Consider the following 20,559-nt stretch of genomic DNA (forward strand, 5'->3'; position numbering starts at 1 on the left):
ATCTGCGGTGTCATACAAGACCGGTTGGCTGTTGGCGCTCGGCTTCGAGCTGACTTATCTCAGCGGCATGCACCGTCTGCTGGAACGCAGCCGGGGTGGTGCCGGTATCATCCTCAAATTCGAACGCGTGCGACCGCCCCGGCAGGATGCATTCCAGCCGCTGAAAGCCCACGAGATCACACCGTGGTTTCTCGATCGCACGATCCGCGCGCTGAAGCGCTGGCCCGTCGATATCGTCGGCATGGACGAGGTGTGTCGCCGCGCCAGCGCGCCGCGTGCGGGACGGCGCTTCGTTGCGCTGACCTTCGATGGCGGCACCCGCGACTTCGTCGATTTCGCCTATCCGCTACTGGCGGCGCATGAGGTGCCGTTCACGCTCTATCTGCCGAGCGCCTTTGCCGACGGGCTCGGTGCCATGTGGTGGCTGGCGCTGGAGCAGGCGATTGCAACGCATGACCGCATCAGCCTGATCATCGATCACCGGCAGCGGCATTTCGAAACCGCCACGACCGCCGACAAATATCGCGCCTATTACTATCTCGATAGCTGGCTGCGGACGTTGCCGCCGCACGAACTGGCCGTTGCGGCGGACGATCTCTGCAAACGCTATTCGGTCGATAGTGCGACCCTGTCACATCATGCTGCGACGCATTGGGACGATGTGGCCACGTTTGCGGGGAATCCGCGGGCGACCATCGGCAGCAGCACGGTCAACTATCCGGCGCTCGCCAATCTCGGTGATAGCGCGGCGTCGCGCGAGATCGCCATGGGGCGGGCCGTGGCGCAAGCCGCGCTGCCCTATGAGCCGCGACATTTCGCCTATCCGTTCGGCGATAAGGCCTCATTCGACAGGCGTCACGTCGCGATGGTGACGCAGGCCGGGTTTGCCAGTGCCGTGACATCGCTCCCCGGTGTCATCGAGGCCAATGGTGGATCGGATCTACATGCGCTGCCGCGGCTGGCCTGGGACGGCCGGCGGCAATCGTTGCGTGCCTTGCGGGTGATGGTATCCGGCGTGATGCTTGGTGCGGGCGCGCAGCGCTAGCCGACCTCGGGATCCACAGGATCGGCCTTGCCCATCCAGCTGATGATCGGCATCGCCGGGAGCACCCAGCCGAGGCCGGCGATGACATAGAAGGCTGCCTGCAGCCAGCCGTTATTGGCCAGCCAGGGGGTCTGCGCGATGGTCATGCCGAGCAGCGACCACACCACCACGAGGATCAGCAGAAAGATGGTTCCGAAGAATTTGCGGGTGCGGATGGTCATGACAGAAATGTGCGGTCCAAAGTCGGCCTGAGATCGGGGTAGGCAAAGTGCCCAACTTTGCAGGCCTTCGCGGGCGGACTATAAGGGGCTCGAAATTTCATTCAAGGCGCTGGGTTTTTGGCGCTGATTTTGTCGCTGATTTTGCGGCTGTTCCCGAGACCCCTGCGATGACCGCTTTGTCCCAAACCCGCCACAAGGAATTACGCCCGGTGCGCTGGTGGCTGATTGCCGTCGCCGCGATGATCGTGGCGATGGTGCTGGTCGGCGGCGCGACGCGGCTCACCGAATCCGGCCTGTCGATTGTCGAATGGAAGCCGGTGACCGGCGCCATTCCGCCGCTCGATGAATCGCACTGGATCGCCGCCTTCGAGGCCTACAAGCAGATCCCGCAATATCGCGAACTGAATGCCGGCATGACGCTCCATGAGTTCAAGACCATCTTCTGGTGGGAATGGAGCCATCGTCTGCTCGGCCGTGTCATCGGCGTGGTGTTCCTGCTGCCATTCCTCTGGTTCCTGTGGCGCGGCGTGCTGACGTCCGAATTGAAGAAGCGGCTGTGGGTGATCTTCGGCCTCGGCGGTCTGCAGGGCGCGGTGGGCTGGTGGATGGTGGCATCGGGCCTGACCAAGCGCGTGGAAGTCTCGCAATATCGGCTGGCGGTGCATCTGATGCTGGCACTGATCATCTTCGCTGCCATCGTCTGGACGCTGCGGCGGTTGAACGATCATGCGCCGTTGCTGGCGGCAAGTCGCTTGCGCGTGACGAGCTGGGTGTTGCTGGGGCTGACCTTCCTGCAGATCTATTTCGGTGCGCTGGTCGCGGGTCTGCGCGCCGGTCGCGTCTTCAACACCTGGCCGGAGATAGACGGCGCGCTGATCCCGTCGGCGTCGCGGCTGTTCTTCGAGGAACCGTGGTGGCGCAACATGTTCGACAACACGCTGACGGTTCAGTTCCAGCATCGCATGACCGCCTATGTGTTGTTCGCACTTGCGATCTGGCATGTGATCGATGCGATCCGCGCGCGGGCAGGGGCACCGGTTGTCAATGGCGCGCTGTGGCTGGCGGCATCGATCGCGGTGCAGGCTGCGCTTGGCATTCTCACGCTGCTGCATCAGGTGCCGATCGATCTGGCGCTGACCCATCAGGCGGTCGCGATCGTGGTTTTGTCGCTGGCGATCCTGCAGGTGGAGCGGATGAAGCCGCGCGGGGCGGCGTTGACGGACCGTCAGCTCGACCTCGCGGTTGGCAAGGCCGCCTAGCTGTTGCGCGTTACCGACTAGAACGATTGTAACGGAGTTGACGCAGTCGTGTGGCTGTGCGGCTTTCGCTCACGCGCAGTGCGCAATAGATACGACGCACCACCACACGGGATTGGGTCATGTCCTCCGCATTCATTCAGGCTGCCGTCATTCTGCTGCGCGAGGGTCTCGAGGCCATGCTCGTGATCGCGGCGTTGGCCGGCTATCTCAGGAAATCCGGCGGCAGCCATCGCGTGACCGCGCTCTATCTGGGCGCGCTGGCGGCAATCCTCGCCAGCCTGGTCGCAGCATGGGCGTTCGCAGTGTTCAATTCCGGCGATCACAGCGATGTCTTCGAGGCCATCGTCATCCTGTTTGCGGCGGGCCTGATGCTCTATGTCAGCGGCTGGCTGATGGTGAAGCAGGATCCGCGCGGCTGGCAGGATTATCTGGCGGCGAAAGCGGATCAGGCGCTCGCGCAGGATACGGGTCTGGCCGTCGCGATGCTGGCATTTCTCGCGGTGTTTCGTGAGGGCGCCGAGACGGTGTTGTTCATCAACACGCTCGCGACCACCGAAGGCGGCTGGAGCGTCGGACTGTTCGGCGGTCTGGCAGCCGCGACGGCCGGTCTCGTCGTGCTGTTTTACTTCATCAACATGATCGCCCAGCGCATCCCGCTGCGGCCGCTGTTCATCATCACCTCGGCCTTCCTGTTCGTGATGGGCATCAAGTTCATCGGCGAAGCAATCCAGGAATTCCAGGAACAGGCGATGATCGGGGTGACCGACGCGCCGGGCTCGGCGTTCCTCACGGCGATCGGTTTCAATCCGACGCTGGAAGCACTGTCGATCCAGTTGCTGGTGGTGCTGTTTGCGCTGGCGACCTATTCGGTGTTCCAGCGCAATGCGCGGCTGGTGCGGGAAGACAAGGCGATGCGCGGTCAGGCCTAGCGCTTCTTAACCTCGCCCCGCTTGCGGGGAGAGGTCGGATTAGGAGCGAAGCGAGTAATCCGGGTGAGGGGGACTGCGTCCGCGCCACCCTCTCCCCGCCCAGCGAAGCTTTGCTTCGCCTGGCGGGGCGAGGAAAGAACTTAAGCGTTCAGCGCCTGTTCGAGATCCGCGATCAGATCTTCCTTGTCTTCGATGCCGACAGACAGCCTGACAACGTCGGGTCCGGCGCCGGAGCGCGTCTTGGCTTCGTCGTCGAGCTGGCTGTGGGTGGTCGACGCCGGGTGGATCACCAGCGAGCGGGTGTCGCCGACATTGGCCAGATGCGAGAACAGTTTCAGGTTCGACACGAGACTCACGCCGGCGTCATAGCCGCCCTTCAGGCTGAAGGTGAACACGGCGCCCGCGCCCTTCGGTGCATATTTGCGTGCGAGGGTGTGATAGCGGTTATCCGACAATCCCGAATAATTCACCGCCGCCACTTTCGGATGTGCCGACAGCCATTCGGCGACCGCCTTAGCATTGTCGCTGTGGCGCTGCATGCGCAGCGGCAGCGTTTCGATGCCGGTCTGGATCAGGAACGCGTTGAATGGCGACAGCGCCGGGCCGAGATCGCGCAGGCCGAGCACGCGGCAAGCGATGGCGAAAGCGAAGTTGCCGAAGGTCTCCTGCAGCTTGATGCCATGATATTCCGGACGCGGTTCTGACAGCACCGGATATTTGTTGCCTTTCGACCAGTCGAAGGTGCCCGCATCCACGATGATGCCGCCGAGCGAATTGCCGTGGCCGCCGAGAAACTTGGTCAGCGAATGCACGACAATGTCGGCGCCGTGGTCGATCGGCTTGATCAAATAGGGCGTCGCCAGCGTGTTGTCGACGATCAACGGAACGCCGGCCTTGCGGGCCACGGCCGCGACCGCCTCGATATCGGTGATCGAGCCGGCAGGATTGGCGATGGACTCGATGAAGATCGCCTTGGTCTTGTCGGTCACCGCGCGCTCGAACGAGGGGACGTCATCGGGATCGGCCCACACCACGTTCCAGCCAAAGCTCTTGAAAGCGTGGCTGAACTGGTTGATCGAACCGCCATAGAGTTTGCGCGAGGCGATGAATTCGTCGCCGGGCTGCAGCAGCTGCTGAAACACCACGAGCTGCGCGGCGTGGCCGGACGCGACGGCGAGGGCGGCCGTGCCGCCTTCCAGTGCAGCGACGCGTTCCTCGAGGACAGCCGTGGTCGGATTGGTGATGCGCGTATAGATGTTGCCGAAGGATTGCAGGCCGAACAACGAGGCGGCGTGATCCGCGTCGTTGAAGACGAACGAAGTGGTCTGATAGATCGGCGTCGCGCGCGCGCCGGTGGTCGGGTCGGGCTGCGCGCCGGCATGGACGGCGAGGGTGCCGAAGCCTGGAATACGATCGTTCATCATCACTCCCTGTCGAATAGTGGTTTGTTGGCGCCAACCTGATCGGGCGCAGCGCTGCCGTCAAGGCGAGGCGGCATTTTGCCCTGACTTCGCAACAGTCGTGCTGCGCTGTGTCATTTCAAAGGAAATAAAATCGCGAAACGCACCGTCAGGCGGTGTCGTTCTTGTCCTTGTTATTTTGCTGCGCAACGCGATCGGCCGCAGCGGTGCTGCCACCGCCAAGGCTGCTGCGATTCAGCGACAGCCGCATGCCCTGGGTCGGGATCGGTGCGCGCTTGGAGCTGAGTGTGCGCGAATTGACACCCATCCACTGGATCTCCGACGACAGCCGGCCATATTCGATCTTGGGGCAGCGGTTCATCACCACCTTGATGCCTGCGGCTTCAAGCTTGGCGGCGGCCTCATCATGGCGCACGCCAAGCTGCATCCACACCACCTTGGGCAGCGGATCGAGCGTCAGTGCGAGTTCGACGATCGGCATGACATGCTCGGCGCTCCGGAAGATGTCGATCATGTCGATGGGGCGACCGATCTCCTGCAGCGAGGCGACGAACGGCTTGCCCAGCAGGCTCTTGCCGACCTGGCCGGGATTGATCGGGATCATGTCGTAGCCGCGTTCGGCGAGATACTTGAACACGAAATAGCTCGGCCGCACGTTTTGCGGGGAGGCGCCGACCATCGCGACGGTTTTGACGGTGTTGAGGATCTCGCGGATATAGGCGTCGTTATAGCTGTCGTGGTTCATTTCAATTACCGGTCTTCCCACTTCGGCTCGCGCTTTGCGATGAACGCGCCGATGCCTTCCTCGGCATCGCGGGCCATCATATTCTCGGTCATCACTTCAGCGGCGAAGCGATAGGCATCCTCGAGATTCATCTCGGCCTGGCGATAGAAAGCTTCCTTGCCGATCTTCACCGTATGCGCCGACTTGTGCGCCACTTGTTCTGCCAGCGCGATCGCCGCATCGCGTTCGGTGCCGGCGGGCACCACGCGGTTGACCAGGCCGATCTCGCGCGCGCGGTCGGCGGAGATGGGCTCGCCGGTCAGCAGCATTTCCATCGCCTGCTTGCGCGGTACGTTGCGCGACAGCGCCACCATGGGCGTCGAACAGAACAGGCCGATATCGATGCCGGGCGTCGCAAATTTTGCGTGTTCGGAGGCGATAGCGAGATCGCAGCTCGCGACCAACTGACAGCCCGCGGCAGTGGCGACGCCGTGCACCGCTGCGATCACCGGCTTCGGCAGACGCACGATGGCCTGCATCATGGCGCTGCAGATCGTCATCATATGCGCGAAATAGGCGCGGCCGCGATCGGTGTCTGTACGTCGCGCGGTAAGTTCTTTCAGGTCGTGTCCGGCGGAGAAGACCGAGCCGTTGGCGGCGATCACCACGGCGCGCACGGTCTTGTCGCTGGCCATGTCATCGAGGACGGCGTGCAATTCGCCGATCAGTCCTTCGGAGAGGCTGTTGCGGGCAGCCGGACGATTCAGCGTCAACACGCCGATGCTGCCGACCGTTTCACGCAGAAGAATGGATGGCCGCGCTGTTTCCGCGCGTGCTGGTTGAACCATGACTTGAGATTCCATCGCTGGGCAGGACCGTCACCATATTGTAACAGGACGGCACAAGCGAGAGCAGGGTGGAGACATGACGACTGCGAAAATGAGCGTGGCTGAACTCGAGGCGTTTCTGAAGCGCGAGTTCCCGCAGGCCTTTGGCGCCGGCGATATCGCGATTGAAAGCGCTGATGGTACCACTTGCCTGCTGCGCCAGACCTATGGCGAACGCATGCTGCGGCCGGGCGGCACGGTATCGGGTCCGACACTGATGGCCCTGGCCGATTTTGCCATGTACGTCGTGCTGTTGTCGGCGATCGGCCCTGTGGGCCTCGCAGTGACCACCAGCCTGAACATCAATTTCCTGCGCAAGGGCCTGCCGGGGCAGGATGTGCTGGCTGCCGCCAAGCTGCTGAAGCTCGGAAAACGCCTCGCCGTGGGCGAAGTGACCCTGTTATCAGGCACTTCGGCAGATCCGATCGCCCATGTGACGTCGACCTATTCCATTCCGAACGTTGGGTAATTTATAAGGTATTATAGAACCATAATTATAACGTAATGATTTAACTGGCGAATTCTGCCATATTTGGCATTGACGGAATCCGGTTGTCTATCTAGAAACGCGCTCAGTTCGGCGGATCACCGCCGATATCCCCTTTTCATGGATATTCACAATGAAGACGTTTTCGGCAAAGCCCGCCGAGATCACGAAGAAGTGGATCGTCATCGACGCCACTGGTCTCGTGGTGGGCCGGCTGGCCACGCTGGTCGCAATGCGGCTGCGCGGCAAGCACCTCCCGACCTACACCCCGCATGTTGATTGCGGCGACCATGTCATCATCGTCAACGCGGACAAGGTTGTTTTCACCGGCCGCAAGCGTGACGACAAGGTCTACTATCACCACACCGGCTTCATCGGCGGCATCAAGGAGCGCACTGCAAAGTCGATCCTCGAAGGTCGTTTCCCGGAGCGCGTTGTCGAGAAGGCTGTTGAGCGCATGATACCGCGCGGCCCGCTCGGTCGCGTCCAGTTCGGCAATCTGCGTGTTTATGCCGGTGCAGAGCACCCGCACGAGGCCCAGCAGCCGGAAGCATTCGATGTCGGCGCTTTGAACCGCAAGAACAAGAGGGCCGCATAATGTCGGATACCATGCAGTCTCTCGATCAGCTGGCGTCGCTGAAGGTGTCCGCTCCGGATGCCCCGAAGTACGTCAAGAAGGTCGACAAGCAGGGCCGCGCCTATGCAACTGGCAAGCGTAAGGACGCTGTCGCTCGTGTCTGGATCAAGCCGGGCGCCGGCAAGGTTGTCGTCAACACCCGTGAAGTCGAAGTGTACTTCGCTCGTCCGGTGCTGCGCATGCTCATCCAGCAGCCGCTGGTCGCTGCAGCCCGCGCTGGCCAGTACGACGTGATCTGCACCGTTGCCGGTGGCGGTCTGTCGGGCCAGGCTGGTGCCGTGCGCCACGGTATCTCCAAGGCTCTCACCTGCTTCGAGCCGGATCTGCGCGGCGTCCTCAAGAAGGGCGGCTTCCTGACCCGTGACTCGCGTGTCGTCGAGCGCAAGAAGTACGGCAAGGCGAAAGCCCGCAAGTCCTTCCAGTTCTCGAAGCGCTAATTTCTGCTTCGATAAAATTTGCTGCAAATGCGGTGAATACAATTTTGAAAAGGGCGCCTTCGGGCGCCCTTTTTGCGTTCCGGGATATTCCAGATACCGACAGATTGATGCAGTTTTTCGTGAAAACTTGTGCAGGCGCGCAAACGGATTTCCAATCGGTACACTCGTATGTTCGATGATGGCGAAGAGGCCAGTCCGAATCATGATGGTTTGGAAATCTCGCAACAATTGCCGGTGCTCAAATATGTCGCTCGATTCTTCCACGCTCTATTTGGTGGCAACCCTGGTTGCGGCGATGTTGGGCGGGATGCTGCTGTTCTTCGGACGACAGGAAAAGATCGCGGCCCTCAACTGGTGGGGGCTGGCTTACCTGCTCGGCGCCGTATCGGTCGCATTGTGGACACTTGCCGCATCGCTCCTGGGTGACGTGCTGTCTTTGGCATTCAATGCCGTGGGCTTCGTGGCCTGCGGCATGGTGTGGAACGCTGCGCGCGTGTTCCATGGCCGTAGCCCGAGCTGGGCTGGCCTGTTTCTCGGCGCCATCGCCTGGATCGCGGTCATCTTCGCCCTGCCGGCTGAGGCCGCGTCGCTGCGCATGACCATCGGCGCCGGCATCGTCGCGCTTTATGCGATGTTGACGGCCCATGAATTGTGGAACGAGCGCCGCAAGGCGGTGCAACGGCGCTGGCCGACCATTTTGGTGCCGATGCTGCATGGTTTCGTGCTGATGCTGCCGATCCTGCTCGGCGACCTGCTGCATGGCGATCATAGCAATTTCGGCAGCAGCATCTGGGTCACGGCCTTTGCCATCGAGCTCGTGCTCTATGCGGTCGGCACGGTGTTCCTGATCTTCATGCTGGTGTCCGAGCGCGCGGTCACCGCGCACAAGGTCGCGGCATCCTGCGATCCGCTCACCGGCCTGTTTAACCGCCGCGGCTTCTCCGAGGCTACGGCGCGGATGATCGAGCGCGAGGCGAAAGCCGGCCGCCCGGTCACAGTCATGATCTTCGACATCGATCACTTCAAGTCGATCAATGATCGCTTCGGCCATCCCGCCGGTGACGAGGTGCTGAAACTGTTCGCCACGGTCATCACGCATACGCTGCGGATCACCGATCTGTCGGGCCGCATCGGCGGCGAGGAATTTGCGGCGATGCTGCCGTGCAGCCTGGACGAGGCGATGCAGGCGGCCGAGCGCGTGCGCGAGGCGTTTGCGACCTGCGGCATCCAGGTCGACGAGGCGCCGGTCGCGACCACCGTGAGTATCGGCGTGGCCGGCGGACCGGCCGGCACTGAACTCGATGTCCTGCTGGCTGCTGCGGACACCGCGCTCTACCAGGCCAAGCGCAGCGGACGTAACCGCGTGCAGGCGGCGGAAGAAGAACCGCTGTCGCTGGAGCAGGGGCGCCGCGCTGCGGCGATCGGGCAAGCGGCGAAGCCGAGCGTCGTGCGGGCTGCGGTCACGATGACGGCAAGCGGCGTGCGATAAAGGATCCGTTTACCATTCGATCCCTATGGTCATCGCATGATGACCTCGCCTGACTCGACCTCCAATACTGCTTTGATGTCGCTTGAAGCGGCTGCCGCTTCGGCCCGTGCCGGCTTTGCCTGCATGTTCTCGAGCTCCGACGAATACGAGACCGCGTTGATTACCGAACGTCGTGCGCAGGGGCGCTACGGCGCGCAGCAAGGCAAACTGCCGGTCATCGCTTTCATCGGCTGCTGCGTCATGGTCGTCGGCACGGTTCTGCTGTTCGCCTGATCGCGTTTCCGCGCCGCCTTCACCGAACCCCGACTTTGCGGTAAAGACACCGACCGCAAAACAAAGGGTCGGGAAACCATGATCACTGAAATCGCACAGATCGACGTCAAGCCGGGCACCGAGAAGGATTTCGAGGCGGCCGTCGCCAAGGCGAAGCCGCTGTTCCTCCGCGCCAAGGGTGGCAAGGGTTTTGAGCTGCACAAGTCGGTCGAGATGCCCTCGCGCTACCGTCTCGTCGCCAAGTGGGAAACCCTCGAAAACCACACCGTCGATTTCCGTGGTTCGCCCGATTTCGCCGAATGGCGCGCGCTGGTCGGCCCGTATTTCGAAACGCCGCCTTATGTCGAGCACACCGAGACTGTGCTGGCCACGTAGGGGTAACCCAAACTCAGTCCCTCATGGTGAGGAGGCGCTTCTTCAGCGCCGTCTCGAACCATGAGCTGACTTGGCTCGAAGCCTGTGGCCATCCTTCGAGACGCGCGCCTTCGGCGCGCTCCTCAGGATGAGGGATCAGGTTACGCCGCCATCGCCTTATCCTGCGCAGAGGCTTCGTCCTCTTCGCGCATGAAGTCGATGACGACCTTGACGATCGCCAGCACCGGCAGCGCCAGTGCGAGGCCCCAGACGCCGAACACCACGCCGAGCAGGATCTGGAACGCGAACAGCGTGGCGGGCGGAATGTCCAGCGCCTGCCGCTGCAGGATCGGGGTCAGGATGTAGCTCTCCAACGCATGCACGCCCATGAACAGCGCGAAGGCTGACGCGGCGGCGACCCAGCCCGAGGCGAGGCTGGCGAGCACGACGATCAACCCGCCGAGCAGGGCGCCAACGGTGGGAATGAAGGCGAGCAGGCCGGCCTGAACGCCGAGAATGAAGGCGCTGGGAATCCCGATCAGCTTCAGCCCGATCCAGGTAATGGCGCCGACCACCACCATGGTGAGCATCTGCGCGATCAGCCAGCGCTGCAGCGTGTCGCTGATGCGATCGACGATGACCGTCATCGGCGCGCGATGCTTCGCCGGCGTGAGATGCAACAGCCCTTTGCGATAGACGCTGGGCTGTGCGGCAAAGGACAGGCCCAGAAACAGCACGATGAAGAAGTTGCCGACCGCGCCGACGGTGCCGAGCAGGATCTTCAGTGTCTGGCTGACAATGGCGCCGCCTGATGATGCGATGGTGCCGGCGCTCGGCAGGCCACTACCCGACTTCGGCGTTGAGGTGGCGGGCGACGTGCCGGGCTCGGCGGGCGTATCCGACGTGATGCTGTTGAAATCGAAATAGCTGGTGTCGACGCCGTGCTGCTCAAGATAGGTCTTTACGTTGACGACCTGTGACTTGAGGGTGCCGGACAGCGTCTTGGCCTGATTGGCGATGGTCGACCCGCCCAGATACATCACGCCCACCAGCATCGCGGCGAGCACAATGCAGATCATGACGAGCCGCATTGGATGCGGGCCGCCCATGAAGCGCCCGGATAATTCCGTCAGCGCATTGAGCGCCACGCCGAGCAGGATGCCTGCGAAGATCAGGAATAGCGTTCCCGAGAAGTACCAGGCGAAGCCTATGAGGATCGCGAAGGACACCGTAGCGATGCCGCCCGCCGTGATCGCCCAGGCAAGGTCACTACGCGTCTGGACATTGGCTTCTGCGGGCACGGTGGATCCTTCGCATTGATTGGACTTTCACTGTTCCGTCAATTGCATCGGGGATCAAGACATATCGCCGCTTTGACGTCTCCGTCGCGATCGTGCATGGCCGATGGGGGAGGCCAATAATAATGAACATGCTGAAATGGATCGGTCCGCTCGGACTGCTCGCAGCCCTGGTGATCGGGGACCAGATCCGGATCAACCGGCCCGCACATAAATATCGGCTGACCATGGAGGTCGAGACGCCAGATGGCGTGAAGTCGGCCTCGAATGTCGTCTCCGTGCATCCCTATCGGGGCTACCAACCTGCCGGCAAGGTAACGTCACGGGGCGATGCGGTGGTGCTCGATCTCGGCGGCGGCAGGAACCTTGCCGCGCTGATGTTGCATGACGACAAGGGCAGCGCGGATTTCGACGGCGCCAATTTCGTGGCGATGCGCGCCTATCAGGCGGCCGGGCGCAAGATCGCCTTTCGCGACGTCAGCAGCCAGACCGGCGCCGTTCCGGTCACCGGCGAATTAATGCCGGTGCTGGCCAGTTTCACAGACCCCCGGGATGCATCGACGGCGCGACGACTGCAGCCGGATGATCTGTCGCCCCTCGGTGTTGGCACGCGTCTGCGCGGCGTCACGGTGGAGGCGGTGCCGAATGGTCTGTGGCCGTTCGATTTCGGCGGGAGTCTCGGCGAGCCCGTTACGCGCGGCCTCACCACGAGACTGCCGTGGGCGGCCAGCGAAGCGGAGGCAGCTAGGGCGCTTGCGGCGATAGGCTTCCCGAACACGCCTGAACCGGCGATGGCTCTCGCCCGGAAATAGCGCCAGGAGAGGCGCAACGAAAAAGGCGCCCCGTTTCCGGAGCGCCTCGATCGTTTCGATGTAATCCCGGAAGGGAATTACAGCGAGTAGTACATGTCGAATTCGACCGGGTGCGGCGTCATTTCGTAACGCATCACTTCGGTCATCTTCAGTTCGATATAGGAGTCGATGAAGTCGTCATCGAACACGCCGCCGTTCTTGAGGAAGCCGCGATCCTTGTCGAGGTTCTCGAGGGCTTCGCGGAGCGAACCGCACACCGTCGGGATCGACTTCAGCTCTTCCTTCGGCAGATCGTAGAGGTCCTTGTCCATGGCCGGACCCGGATCGATCTTGTTCTTGATGCCGTCGAGACCGGCCATCAGCATCGCGGCGAAAGCGAGATACGGATTGGCCATCGGATCCGGGAAGCGGACTTCGACGCGCTTGGCCTTCGGGTTGGTGGTGTAGGGGATGCGGCAGGAGGCCGAACGGTTGCGCGCGGAGTAGGCGAGCAGCACCGGGGCTTCGTAGCCGGGGACCAGACGCTTGTAGGAGTTGGTCGACGGATTGGTGAAGGCGTTGATAGCCTTGGCGTGCTTGATGATGCCGCCGATGTAGTGGAGGCAGGTTTCGGAGAGGTCGGCATATTTGTTGCCGGCGAAGGTCGGCTTGCCGTCCTTCCAGATCGACTGGTGCACATGCATGCCCGAGCCGTTGTCGCCGAAGACGGGCTTCGGCATGAAGGTGGCGGTCTTGCCGTAGATGTGCGCGACCTGATGGATGCAATACTTATAGATCTGCATCTGGTCGGCCATGTAGGTCAGCGTGTCGAACTTCATACCGAGTTCGTGCTGGGCGGACGCCACTTCGTGGTGATGCTTCTCGACCTTGACGCCCATGCGCGCCATGGCGCCGAGCATTTCCGAGCGCATGTCCTGCACCGAGTCCTGCGGCGGAACGGGGAAGTAACCGCCCTTGGTGCGGATGCGGTGGCCGAGATTGCCGCCTTCATATTCGGTGCCGGAGTTGGTCGGCAATTCGGACGAGTCGAGCTTGAAGCCGGTGTTGTAGGGGTCGCTCGAAAAGCGGACGTCGTCGAACACGAAGAATTCGGCTTCCGGACCGACGAACACGGTGTCGCCGATGCCCATGGACTTGACCATGGCTTCGGCCTTCTTGGCGATGCCGCGCGGGTCGCGGTTATAGGGCTCGCCGGTGGAGGGCTCGAGAATGTCGCAGGTGATGACCATGGTGGTCTCTGCGAAGAACGGATCGATCGTCGCCGTTGCCGGATCCAGCATCAGCATCATGTCGGACTCGTTGATCGCCTTCCAGCCGGCGATCGAGGAACCGTCGAACATGGTGCCTTCGGCAAACATCTCTTCATCGACCATCGAGACGTCGAAGGTCACGTGCTGCCACTTGCCGCGGGGATCGGTGAAACGCAGGTCGACGTATTTGACGTCATTGTCCTTGATGGACTGCAGGACTTCTTTGGCGGTCGTCATGGGGCTCCCTACCTTTATTTGCGGGCCGATTTCCGGGACGTAACAATCTGTCGTGACGATCAGGTCACAACGGCATGTTTTCAACAAGACAAACCGTCAACAACAGAAGGCTGCCGAAGCAGCCTTTTTGGTGACGCCTTGAAGCGTTGAATGTCGGATAGCACCCGGCTTGGAGAGCGTCCAGTCCGTCAGATCGCGTCGAGTCCAGACTCGCCGGTACGGATGCGCACGGCTTCCTCGATGTTCGACACAAAGATCTTGCCGTCACCAATGCGGCCGGTTTGTGCGGCGCGACGGATGGCATCGATCGCCTTTTCGACGAGGTCGTCGCCAATCACGATCTCGATCTTCACCTTGGGTAGAAAGTCGACGATGTATTCAGCGCCGCGATAAAGTTCGGCGTGGCCCTTCTGACGGCCGAAGCCCTTGGCTTCCGTGACGGTAATGCCTTGCAACCCGACTTCCTGAAGAGCCTCTTTCACCTCGTCCAGCTTGAAGGGCTTGATGATGGCTTCGATCTTTTTCACTGAACGTCTCCCCGGCACTTCCAATCAGGCCGCAAGTTATTTGCCTCAAGTAGCTTTGACCATTGCGCGTTTTGCGCACACTGTTCGATACCCAATTTCGGGCGTTATTACGCTGCCGCCACGCCGCACAGACGAAATCTCGCCCGATGCGGTAGACGGTCGGCCACCCCTGTCTCTTAAACAGGTGTCTTTCAACATTTGCCGGTGAGCGCGACGGACCCGAAGCTGGCTTCCCTAAAAGCAGGGTCCGTGCCAAGTTCACTCCTCGGCTATTTTTGAAGCATTATCAGGTTATTACATCGCACCTGACGAGGTTCGCATCAAGAGTATTCGATTACTTTTGCCTACATAGCGATCAAAGTGATCGTGTGATGTGCAATTTTACTCTGCTGCGTTCGCGTGTGACGCGAGTGCCTTCCAAAAAGGCGTAGTGAGAAGCGAAATGGATATTCTAACGACCGACGAGATGGCGCGCGCCGATCAACTCACGATTGCGGCGGGCACGCCAGGCTTCAAACTCATGCGCGCCGCCGGACGGGCGGTCGCGGATGTGGCGGGCGAACTGGCCGAGGAGGGGGTGATCCTGGTCGTTGCCGGTCGTGGCAACAATGGCGGCGATGGCTTCGTCGCGGCGGCCGAGCTCGCGGCGCAGGGGCGTGACGTTTCGGTGATCCTGCTCTGCGACCGGGCAACGCTGAAGGGCGATGCGGCGCTGGCTGCCAAGGGATGGAAGGGTGAGGTGCTGCCCTGTGATCCCTCGCTGATCGGGCAGCCGGCTTTGATCATCGATGCGTTGTTCGGCGCCGGGCTCAATCGTCCGGTCAAGGGCGATCCGCTGATCATGATCGACGCCATCAATGCGGCCGGCGTGCCCGTGCTGGCTGTCGATCTGCCGAGCGGTATCAACGGCGATTCAGGAGCCGTGATGGGCGGCGCTATCAGGGCGACCGAGACCGTGACGTTCTTCAGGCCCAAGCCGGGCCATCTGCTGGTGCCGGGCCGGGTGCATTGTGGCCGGCTGCGGGTGATCGACATCGGCATCGACGAGGATGTGCTGGCGGAAATCCGCCCGCAGACCTTCGAGAACAATCCGGACCTGTGGGCCGACGCGTTTCCGGTGCCGAAAATCAACAGCCACAAATTCTCGCGCGGCCATGCCGTGGTTGTCTCCGGCGACATCGCCGCCACGGGCGCTGCCCGGCTGTCCGCCCGCGCCGCCTTGCGAGGTGGGGCCGGGCTGGTGACGGTAGCGTCGCCGCGCGATGCGCTGGCGGTCAATGCAGCCGCGCTGACCGCGGTGATGGTGCGGCCGGTGGATACGTCGGCGGAGTTCGCCGCGCTGATCGGCGGCAAGGTGTCAGCCTGCGTGATCGGGCCGGGGGCCGGTGTTGGCGAACGGACACGCATGTTCGTGGAGGCCATCCTGGCCACGAAGCGGCATACGGTGCTCGACGCGGATGCGCTGACCAGCTTCGCGGAGGCGCCCGAACGGCTGTTCGGTCTAATCAAGGCCAGCCCGGAATCCGGTGTCGTGTTGACGCCTCACGAAGGTGAATTTTCGCGCATATTCAGTAAATTGGACGGGGAACATCCAGCGTTATCTAAACTGGAGCGGGTTCGTCTGGCGGCGCAGGAGTCAGGCGCTATCGTGCTGTTGAAGGGACCGGATACGGTCGTGGCATCGCCTGATGGCCGAGCCGCCATCGTTGCCAACGCGCCGCCATGGCTGGCGACTGCCGGTTCCGGCGATGTGCTGGCCGGCATCATCGGCGCGCTGCTGGCGCAAGGCGTTCCGGCCTATGAGGCCGCCTGTATCGGCGTCTGGATGCATGGCGAGGCGGGCAGCGAGGCCGGCCCCGGGCTGATCGCCGAGGATCTGACCGAGGTGCTGCCGGCGGTGTTCCGTCGGCTCTACGACCAGCTCGGTATCCAGTACTGACGACCTCTCAGTCGACGCCGTACCAGCGGACCTGCCGCGGGGCGGCCCAGTCAGCGACGAAGGCCTCCATTAGCCAGCGCCCGACATTGTTGGCGGCAAAGGCGATGCGCTGGGTCTGGCCGACGTCCAGCGCCAGGGTGTCGAGCCAGAACGGCTTCCAGCCGTCATCGAGCCTGTCGAGCAGGCGGACGTGATGGCCGTGGATCTGGAACACCATCGGGGTGGTGGCCCGGTTGGTCAGCGCAAGTACCACGGTGCGGCCGGGCTTGGTTCGGAATGCCGGCGGTGTGCTGGCGGACAAATCGACCGGCTTCACCCATTCGGGACTGACGGCGCTCAGGGCCATATCGACGCGCAGCGCGCCCTTGAGATCGAGCTGAGCTGGCAAACCGTTGGAGGGCAGCGGCGCGGCGGCCGGCAGGGGCGTGGCCCGTAGCGGTGGATCGTTGGACATTTGGATCTGGCCGATCGGCCGGGCTGTCTTGCCGTCATGGAGCAGGATCGCCGAGGTCGATCCCGCCGGCCTGACGGCGTCGAGGAAGACGTCAACCCGCGTTCCGGGCGCCAGCACCACCTGATTATTACGGGCAGGGAATGGCTCCGAGGGCTGACCGTCGATGGCCATCACACGGACCTCGTGATCGTCGAATTTCAGAGCAACCACATTGCGTTGGCAGCCATTGATAAGACGGAGTCTGAGCCGTTCGTTGACCCGGGCCGACAGCTCCAGCGTGGATTTCCGGTTGATCAGGAACAGCGCGGCGGCGTCTTTCGGATCACTGGCGGGGGCGAGTAGACTGCCGTCCGGCCTGAGGCGGAAGTCCTCGATCAGCAGCACCTCGTCGCGGTCCACCTCGACCGGATCGCTCTCCTGGACGACCAGGCTGCGAACCTGGGACGGCAGCGCCTGACCGTCGCCGAGCAGGCGCATGTCCAGATACGACGTTCCGGCGCTGCGCATCTGAAGCTTGAACGCGTCCTTGGCCCCGGCCGCGACCGGCTTGCGGTCGAGCAGCGGCCCGATCCCGGACGAGCCGTTAATGCCTCGGCAGTTCAAGACGATAGAGATAGGCAGCTGATTGGCGAGTTGAACTGTGATCTCGTCGCCGCGGTTGAAGCGCAGCGGACCCTTCTGGGGCGAATGGAGGGTCCAGGCCTCAGCGGAGGCGCCGGGCTTCACCGGGAAGGGATCAGCCTTGGCCTGTAGCTCCAGCGCGGCGACGGCTTGCGCGAGGCTGACCCGGGACAGAATCGGGGCGATCAACGCGCTCCCGGCGCCTGCAAGCAGGGTCCGGCGCGTAAGGGGGAGAAAGCGGTTCGTCATGCCCAAATCCCGACCATTTTGCCGCGCCAAAGTCCAGTTGCCGGGGCTGCGGCAAGTAAGCCGCTATGTGACCATTTTTTTGCTGCGAACCACGGTCCCCATGTTATAAGCCCGCCGCTCGCGACATCGCGGCCGGACATGATGTTTTTCGCGGGCGTGGCGGAATTGGTAGACGCGCTGGATTTAGGTTCCAGTGACGAAAGTTGTGGGGGTTCGAGTCCCTCCGCCCGCACCAAGCGCACATAGCGTTTGACCATGACGATTTTCGGACGTGTTTCCGCAAGGTTGGCCTTGCAGAGACAGTTCGCACCACCGGCGCAGGCTCTGGCCTGATGCCGCACAGATTTACAATGTCCGGGCCATTGGGCCGGACCAAGCGGGAAGAAGATTGACGCCATGCAGGTGAATGAAACCCTCTCCGAGGGATTGAAGCGCGAGTTCTCGGTCAACGTGCCGGCTGCCGACATCGAAGCCAAGGTCGATGCGCGCCTCGATGACATGAAGGGCAAAGTCAAGCTCAACGGCTTCCGCCCGGGCAAGGTTCCCGTCGGTCACCTGAAGCGTCTCTATGGTCGCTCGGTTGCCGCCGAGACCGTCGATGAATTGATCCGCGACACCAACACGCAGATCTTCACCGAGCGTGGCTTCAAGCTCGCTTCCGAGCCGAAGATCACGATGCCGACCGAGCAGAAGGAAGTCGAAGACATCCTGTCGGGCAAGTCGGACCTTAATTACACCGTCGCCATCGAAGTCGTGCCGCCGATCGCGCTCGCCGACTTCAAGAGCTTCACCGTCGAGAAGCCGGTGGCCGAAGTGACCGATGCGGACGTCGATGAAGCGATCAAGCGCGTCGCCGACCAGAACCGTTCGTTCACCGAGAAGACCGGCAAGGCCGAGTCAGGCGACCGCGTTACGGTCAATTTCAAGGGCACCATCGACGGCGTCGCCTTCGAGGGCGGCACCGGCGAGGAGATCCCGGTTGCGATCGGCTCCAACACCTTCATCCCGGGCTTCGAGGATCAGCTGATCGGCATCGCCGCCGGCGAGACCCGCACCCTCAAGGTGTCGTTCCCGGTCAACTATGCGAGCGAGACGCTGGCCGGTAAGGCTGCCGAGTTCGAGACCACTGCGGCCAAGGTGGAATCGCCGGTCGACACCGTGATCGACGACGAGTTCGCCAAGACCCTCGGCCTCGAGTCCCTCGACAAGCTCAAGGAAGCTGCACGCGAGCGTCTGGTTGCCGAATTCGCCGGTGCGACCCGCCAGCGCGTCAAGCGCCTGCTGCTCGACCGTCTCGACGAGACCCACAAATTCGATGCGCCTCCGTCGCTGGTCGACGAAGAGTTCAAGCTGATGTGGAATTCGATCCAGCAGGAGATGGCATCGTCGGGCAAGACCTTCGCCGACGAGGACACCACCGAAGAAGCCGCTCAGGAAGAGTACCGCAAGATCGCCGACCGCCGCGTGCGCCTCGGTCTCGTGCTCTCGGAGATCGGCGAGAAGAACAAGATCACCGTCAGCGATGACGAGGTCAGCCGTGCCGTGATCGAGCGCGCCCGCTCGATGCCGGGCCGCGAGAAGGAAGTGTGGGACTTTTACCGCAGCAATCCCAACGCGCTGGCCCAGCTTCGTGCACCGATCTACGAGGACAAGGTCGTCGACTTCATCCTCGAACTGGCCAATGTGACCGAGAAGAAGGTGTCCAAGGACGACCTCTACAAGGACGAGGACGAGAAGACTGCGGCCTGAGCCGCAGCTTCTTAGAAGACGTTAAAAGAAACGCCGGCCGGGTCCTCCAGCCGGCGTTTTGACGTTAAGGATACCGCTCGAAACAGGTTCCAAAAGGGCTCCAGCGCTTTGCGGTGGCCGTCCGAATCGGCTTGAACTGAGGTTCAGGGCGGCATGTGGATCGGTGGTCTTGTTGCCGCTCGATTGGTCCATATCTGTGGGCTCTGTTTATTGTTCCTGCATCACGGGACGTTCGTCCTCTCCCGGCAAACCGTAACCGGTTCCAGTCTTGCCGATGGACGTGTGTCTCCTCCAACCTTTCGGGTGATCAATGCGCGATCCGGTAGAAACCTACATGAACCTCGTCCCGATGGTGGTCGAACAGACCAACCGCGGTGAACGGGCTTACGATATCTTTTCGCGCCTTCTGAAGGAGCGCATCATCTTCGTGACCGGTCCGGTCGAGGATGGCATGTCGACGCTGACCGTTGCCCAGCTTCTGTTTCTCGAAGCTGAGAATCCGAAGAAGGAAATCTCGATGTACATCAACTCGCCCGGTGGCGTGGTGACGTCGGGTCTGGCGATCTACGACACGATGCAGTTCATCCGTCCGCCGGTGTCGACGCTGTGCGTCGGTCAGGCCGCGTCGATGGGTTCGCTGTTGCTGACGGCTGGCGCAAAGGACATGCGCTTTGCGCTGCCGAACGCCCGCATCATGGTTCATCAGCCGTCAGGCGGCTTCCAGGGCCAGGCCACCGACATCCTGATCCATGCCAAGGAAGTCGAGAGCCTGAAGCGCCGGCTCAACGAGATCTATGTGAAGCACACGGGACGTGCTTACGAGGACATTCACAACGCGCTCGAGCGCGATAACTTCATGACGGCGGATCAGGCGAAGGATTTCGGGCTGATCGACAAGGTCATCGACAAGCGCGCTGAAGAATCGACCCCGGCGAAGCCGGCCTAAACGACGCCGTTTCGGCGAACATATCGAGACAGAGACAGACGGCGCCCGCGTGCCGCCTGTCCCAAGCCAGCCATATCGATCAAGTTATTCCCGAATTGGTACTATGTGCCGACGCCAGCAGACGCGAGAGTTCCGCTTTCGTGCTGGTCGGGTGGTGTCATTCACGCAACGTTCCCCAATTTTCGGGGTTCTCCCGCGCAAATGCCGCAAATCACGCTATTGTCACGCTCCAGGCGATGGAGCCGATTAGCGAATTCTTGATCATCGGCTGTCAGCATGGTTCGCTGATGCGGATCGGTTAGTATCGCGGGGAT

The 20,559-nt window shown here is 62.1% G+C and carries 21 protein-coding genes and 1 tRNA gene; 14 read left to right on the forward strand and 8 right to left on the reverse strand.

The annotated features are described in order from the left end of the window. Window positions 1-7: 7 nt before the first annotated feature. Window positions 8-1,045 carry a polysaccharide deacetylase family protein gene (locus AB7783_RS05850; protein WP_441277100.1) on the forward strand — a complete coding sequence of 346 codons (1,038 nt, stop codon included), beginning with the start codon at window positions 8-10 and terminating at the stop codon, window positions 1,043-1,045. Here AB7783_RS05850 and AB7783_RS05855 read toward each other — a convergent pair. Beyond that, window positions 1,042-1,266, reverse strand: coding sequence for a DUF2842 domain-containing protein (locus tag AB7783_RS05855; protein WP_175367111.1), 225 nt, complete (start codon window positions 1,264-1,266; stop codon window positions 1,042-1,044). The two genes, AB7783_RS05850 and AB7783_RS05855, sit on opposite strands and share 4 nt — an antisense overlap. A 167-nt stretch (window positions 1,267-1,433) precedes the next feature. Between AB7783_RS05855 and AB7783_RS05860 the strand changes: the two genes are divergently transcribed. Next, the gene (locus tag AB7783_RS05860; RefSeq protein WP_441277101.1) at window positions 1,434-2,525 is read left to right on the forward strand and encodes a COX15/CtaA family protein; all 1,092 of its coding nucleotides are present in this window, start codon (window positions 1,434-1,436) and stop codon (window positions 2,523-2,525) included. A gap of 119 nt (window positions 2,526-2,644) precedes the next feature. Continuing rightward, a complete protein-coding gene (locus AB7783_RS05865; protein ID WP_441277102.1) occupies window positions 2,645-3,454 on the forward strand; it encodes an FTR1 family iron permease in 810 nt (269 codons plus the stop codon). A gap of 140 nt (window positions 3,455-3,594) precedes the next feature. Here AB7783_RS05865 and AB7783_RS05870 read toward each other — a convergent pair whose 3' ends face one another. The 3 genes from AB7783_RS05870 to AB7783_RS05880 form a co-directional block, all read right to left on the reverse strand. Next, the gene (locus AB7783_RS05870) at window positions 3,595-4,875 is read right to left on the reverse strand and encodes an O-acetylhomoserine aminocarboxypropyltransferase (RefSeq protein WP_068730964.1); all 1,281 of its coding nucleotides are present in this window, start codon (window positions 4,873-4,875) and stop codon (window positions 3,595-3,597) included. A gap of 148 nt (window positions 4,876-5,023) precedes the next feature. Further along, entirely contained in the window at window positions 5,024-5,620 is a 597-nt protein-coding gene (locus AB7783_RS05875) for a CoA-binding protein (protein ID WP_441277103.1), read from the reverse strand. 5 nt (window positions 5,621-5,625) lie between these two features. Then, complete coding sequence (locus tag AB7783_RS05880) at window positions 5,626-6,447, reverse strand: enoyl-CoA hydratase (protein ID WP_441277104.1); 822 nt, start codon at window positions 6,445-6,447, stop codon at window positions 5,626-5,628. Window positions 6,448-6,523: 76 nt separating this feature from the next. On the opposite strand from AB7783_RS05880, the gene AB7783_RS05885 reads away from it, so the two are divergent. From AB7783_RS05885 to AB7783_RS05910, 6 genes are all read left to right on the forward strand, one after another. Then, a complete protein-coding gene (locus AB7783_RS05885) occupies window positions 6,524-6,955 on the forward strand; it encodes a PaaI family thioesterase (RefSeq protein ID WP_093758792.1) in 432 nt (143 codons plus the stop codon). Between the two features lie 151 nt (window positions 6,956-7,106). After that, on the forward strand, window positions 7,107-7,571 hold the full coding sequence (gene rplM / locus AB7783_RS05890; RefSeq protein ID WP_089264586.1) for a 50S ribosomal protein L13: 465 nt from the start codon (window positions 7,107-7,109) through the stop codon (window positions 7,569-7,571). After that, a complete protein-coding gene (gene rpsI, locus AB7783_RS05895; protein WP_089264585.1) occupies window positions 7,571-8,047 on the forward strand; it encodes a 30S ribosomal protein S9 in 477 nt (158 codons plus the stop codon). Before rplM ends, rpsI begins: the two co-directional genes overlap by 1 nt. A 244-nt stretch (window positions 8,048-8,291) precedes the next feature. Next, on the forward strand, window positions 8,292-9,536 hold the full coding sequence (locus tag AB7783_RS05900) for a diguanylate cyclase (RefSeq protein WP_441277105.1): 1,245 nt from the start codon (window positions 8,292-8,294) through the stop codon (window positions 9,534-9,536). A gap of 36 nt (window positions 9,537-9,572) precedes the next feature. Further along, window positions 9,573-9,809, forward strand: coding sequence for a hypothetical protein (locus AB7783_RS05905; protein ID WP_439071500.1), 237 nt, complete (start codon window positions 9,573-9,575; stop codon window positions 9,807-9,809). A 78-nt stretch (window positions 9,810-9,887) separates the two neighbouring features. Then, window positions 9,888-10,184 carry an antibiotic biosynthesis monooxygenase family protein gene (locus AB7783_RS05910; RefSeq protein ID WP_089264582.1) on the forward strand — a complete coding sequence of 99 codons (297 nt, stop codon included), beginning with the start codon at window positions 9,888-9,890 and terminating at the stop codon, window positions 10,182-10,184. 140 nt (window positions 10,185-10,324) lie between these two features. On the opposite strand, the gene AB7783_RS05915 is transcribed toward AB7783_RS05910, so the two are convergent. Continuing rightward, window positions 10,325-11,464, reverse strand: coding sequence for an AI-2E family transporter (locus AB7783_RS05915; protein ID WP_439071501.1), 1,140 nt, complete (start codon window positions 11,462-11,464; stop codon window positions 10,325-10,327). Window positions 11,465-11,586: 122 nt separating this feature from the next. On the opposite strand from AB7783_RS05915, the gene AB7783_RS05920 reads away from it, so the two are divergent. Beyond that, on the forward strand, window positions 11,587-12,273 hold the full coding sequence (locus AB7783_RS05920) for a hypothetical protein (protein ID WP_441277106.1): 687 nt from the start codon (window positions 11,587-11,589) through the stop codon (window positions 12,271-12,273). 77 nt (window positions 12,274-12,350) lie between these two features. Here AB7783_RS05920 and glnA read toward each other — a convergent pair whose 3' ends face one another. Together glnA and AB7783_RS05930 are read right to left on the reverse strand one after the other, a co-directional pair. Beyond that, window positions 12,351-13,760 carry a type I glutamate--ammonia ligase gene (gene glnA / locus AB7783_RS05925; RefSeq protein ID WP_068730911.1) on the reverse strand — a complete coding sequence of 470 codons (1,410 nt, stop codon included), beginning with the start codon at window positions 13,758-13,760 and terminating at the stop codon, window positions 12,351-12,353. A 188-nt stretch (window positions 13,761-13,948) separates the two neighbouring features. After that, entirely contained in the window at window positions 13,949-14,287 is a 339-nt protein-coding gene (locus AB7783_RS05930) for a P-II family nitrogen regulator (protein WP_068730910.1), read from the reverse strand. A 442-nt stretch (window positions 14,288-14,729) separates the two neighbouring features. On the opposite strand from AB7783_RS05930, the gene AB7783_RS05935 reads away from it, so the two are divergent. After that, entirely contained in the window at window positions 14,730-16,226 is a 1,497-nt protein-coding gene (locus AB7783_RS05935) for an NAD(P)H-hydrate dehydratase (RefSeq protein ID WP_441277107.1), read from the forward strand. Window positions 16,227-16,233: 7 nt separating this feature from the next. Here the strand turns inward: AB7783_RS05935 and AB7783_RS05940 are convergent, their stop codons facing one another. After that, complete coding sequence (locus AB7783_RS05940; RefSeq protein ID WP_441277108.1) at window positions 16,234-17,550, reverse strand: multicopper oxidase family protein; 1,317 nt, start codon at window positions 17,548-17,550, stop codon at window positions 16,234-16,236. 150 nt (window positions 17,551-17,700) lie between these two features. Between AB7783_RS05940 and AB7783_RS05945 the strand changes: the two genes are divergently transcribed. From AB7783_RS05945 to AB7783_RS05955, 3 genes are all read left to right on the forward strand, one after another. Next, a tRNA-Leu gene (locus AB7783_RS05945) sits at window positions 17,701-17,785 on the forward strand. 161 nt (window positions 17,786-17,946) lie between these two features. Beyond that, a complete protein-coding gene (gene tig, locus AB7783_RS05950) occupies window positions 17,947-19,299 on the forward strand; it encodes a trigger factor (protein WP_093758783.1) in 1,353 nt (450 codons plus the stop codon). A 310-nt stretch (window positions 19,300-19,609) separates the two neighbouring features. Then, window positions 19,610-20,245, forward strand: a complete 636-nt coding sequence (locus tag AB7783_RS05955) for an ATP-dependent Clp protease proteolytic subunit (protein WP_089264576.1) — start codon at window positions 19,610-19,612, stop codon at window positions 20,243-20,245. The last annotated feature ends 314 nt before the right edge of the window (window positions 20,246-20,559 follow it).

It is taken from the genome of Tardiphaga sp. 172_B4_N1_3 (assembly GCF_052076035.1).
GTDB classification, from domain to species: domain Bacteria; phylum Pseudomonadota; class Alphaproteobacteria; order Rhizobiales; family Xanthobacteraceae; genus Tardiphaga; species Tardiphaga robiniae.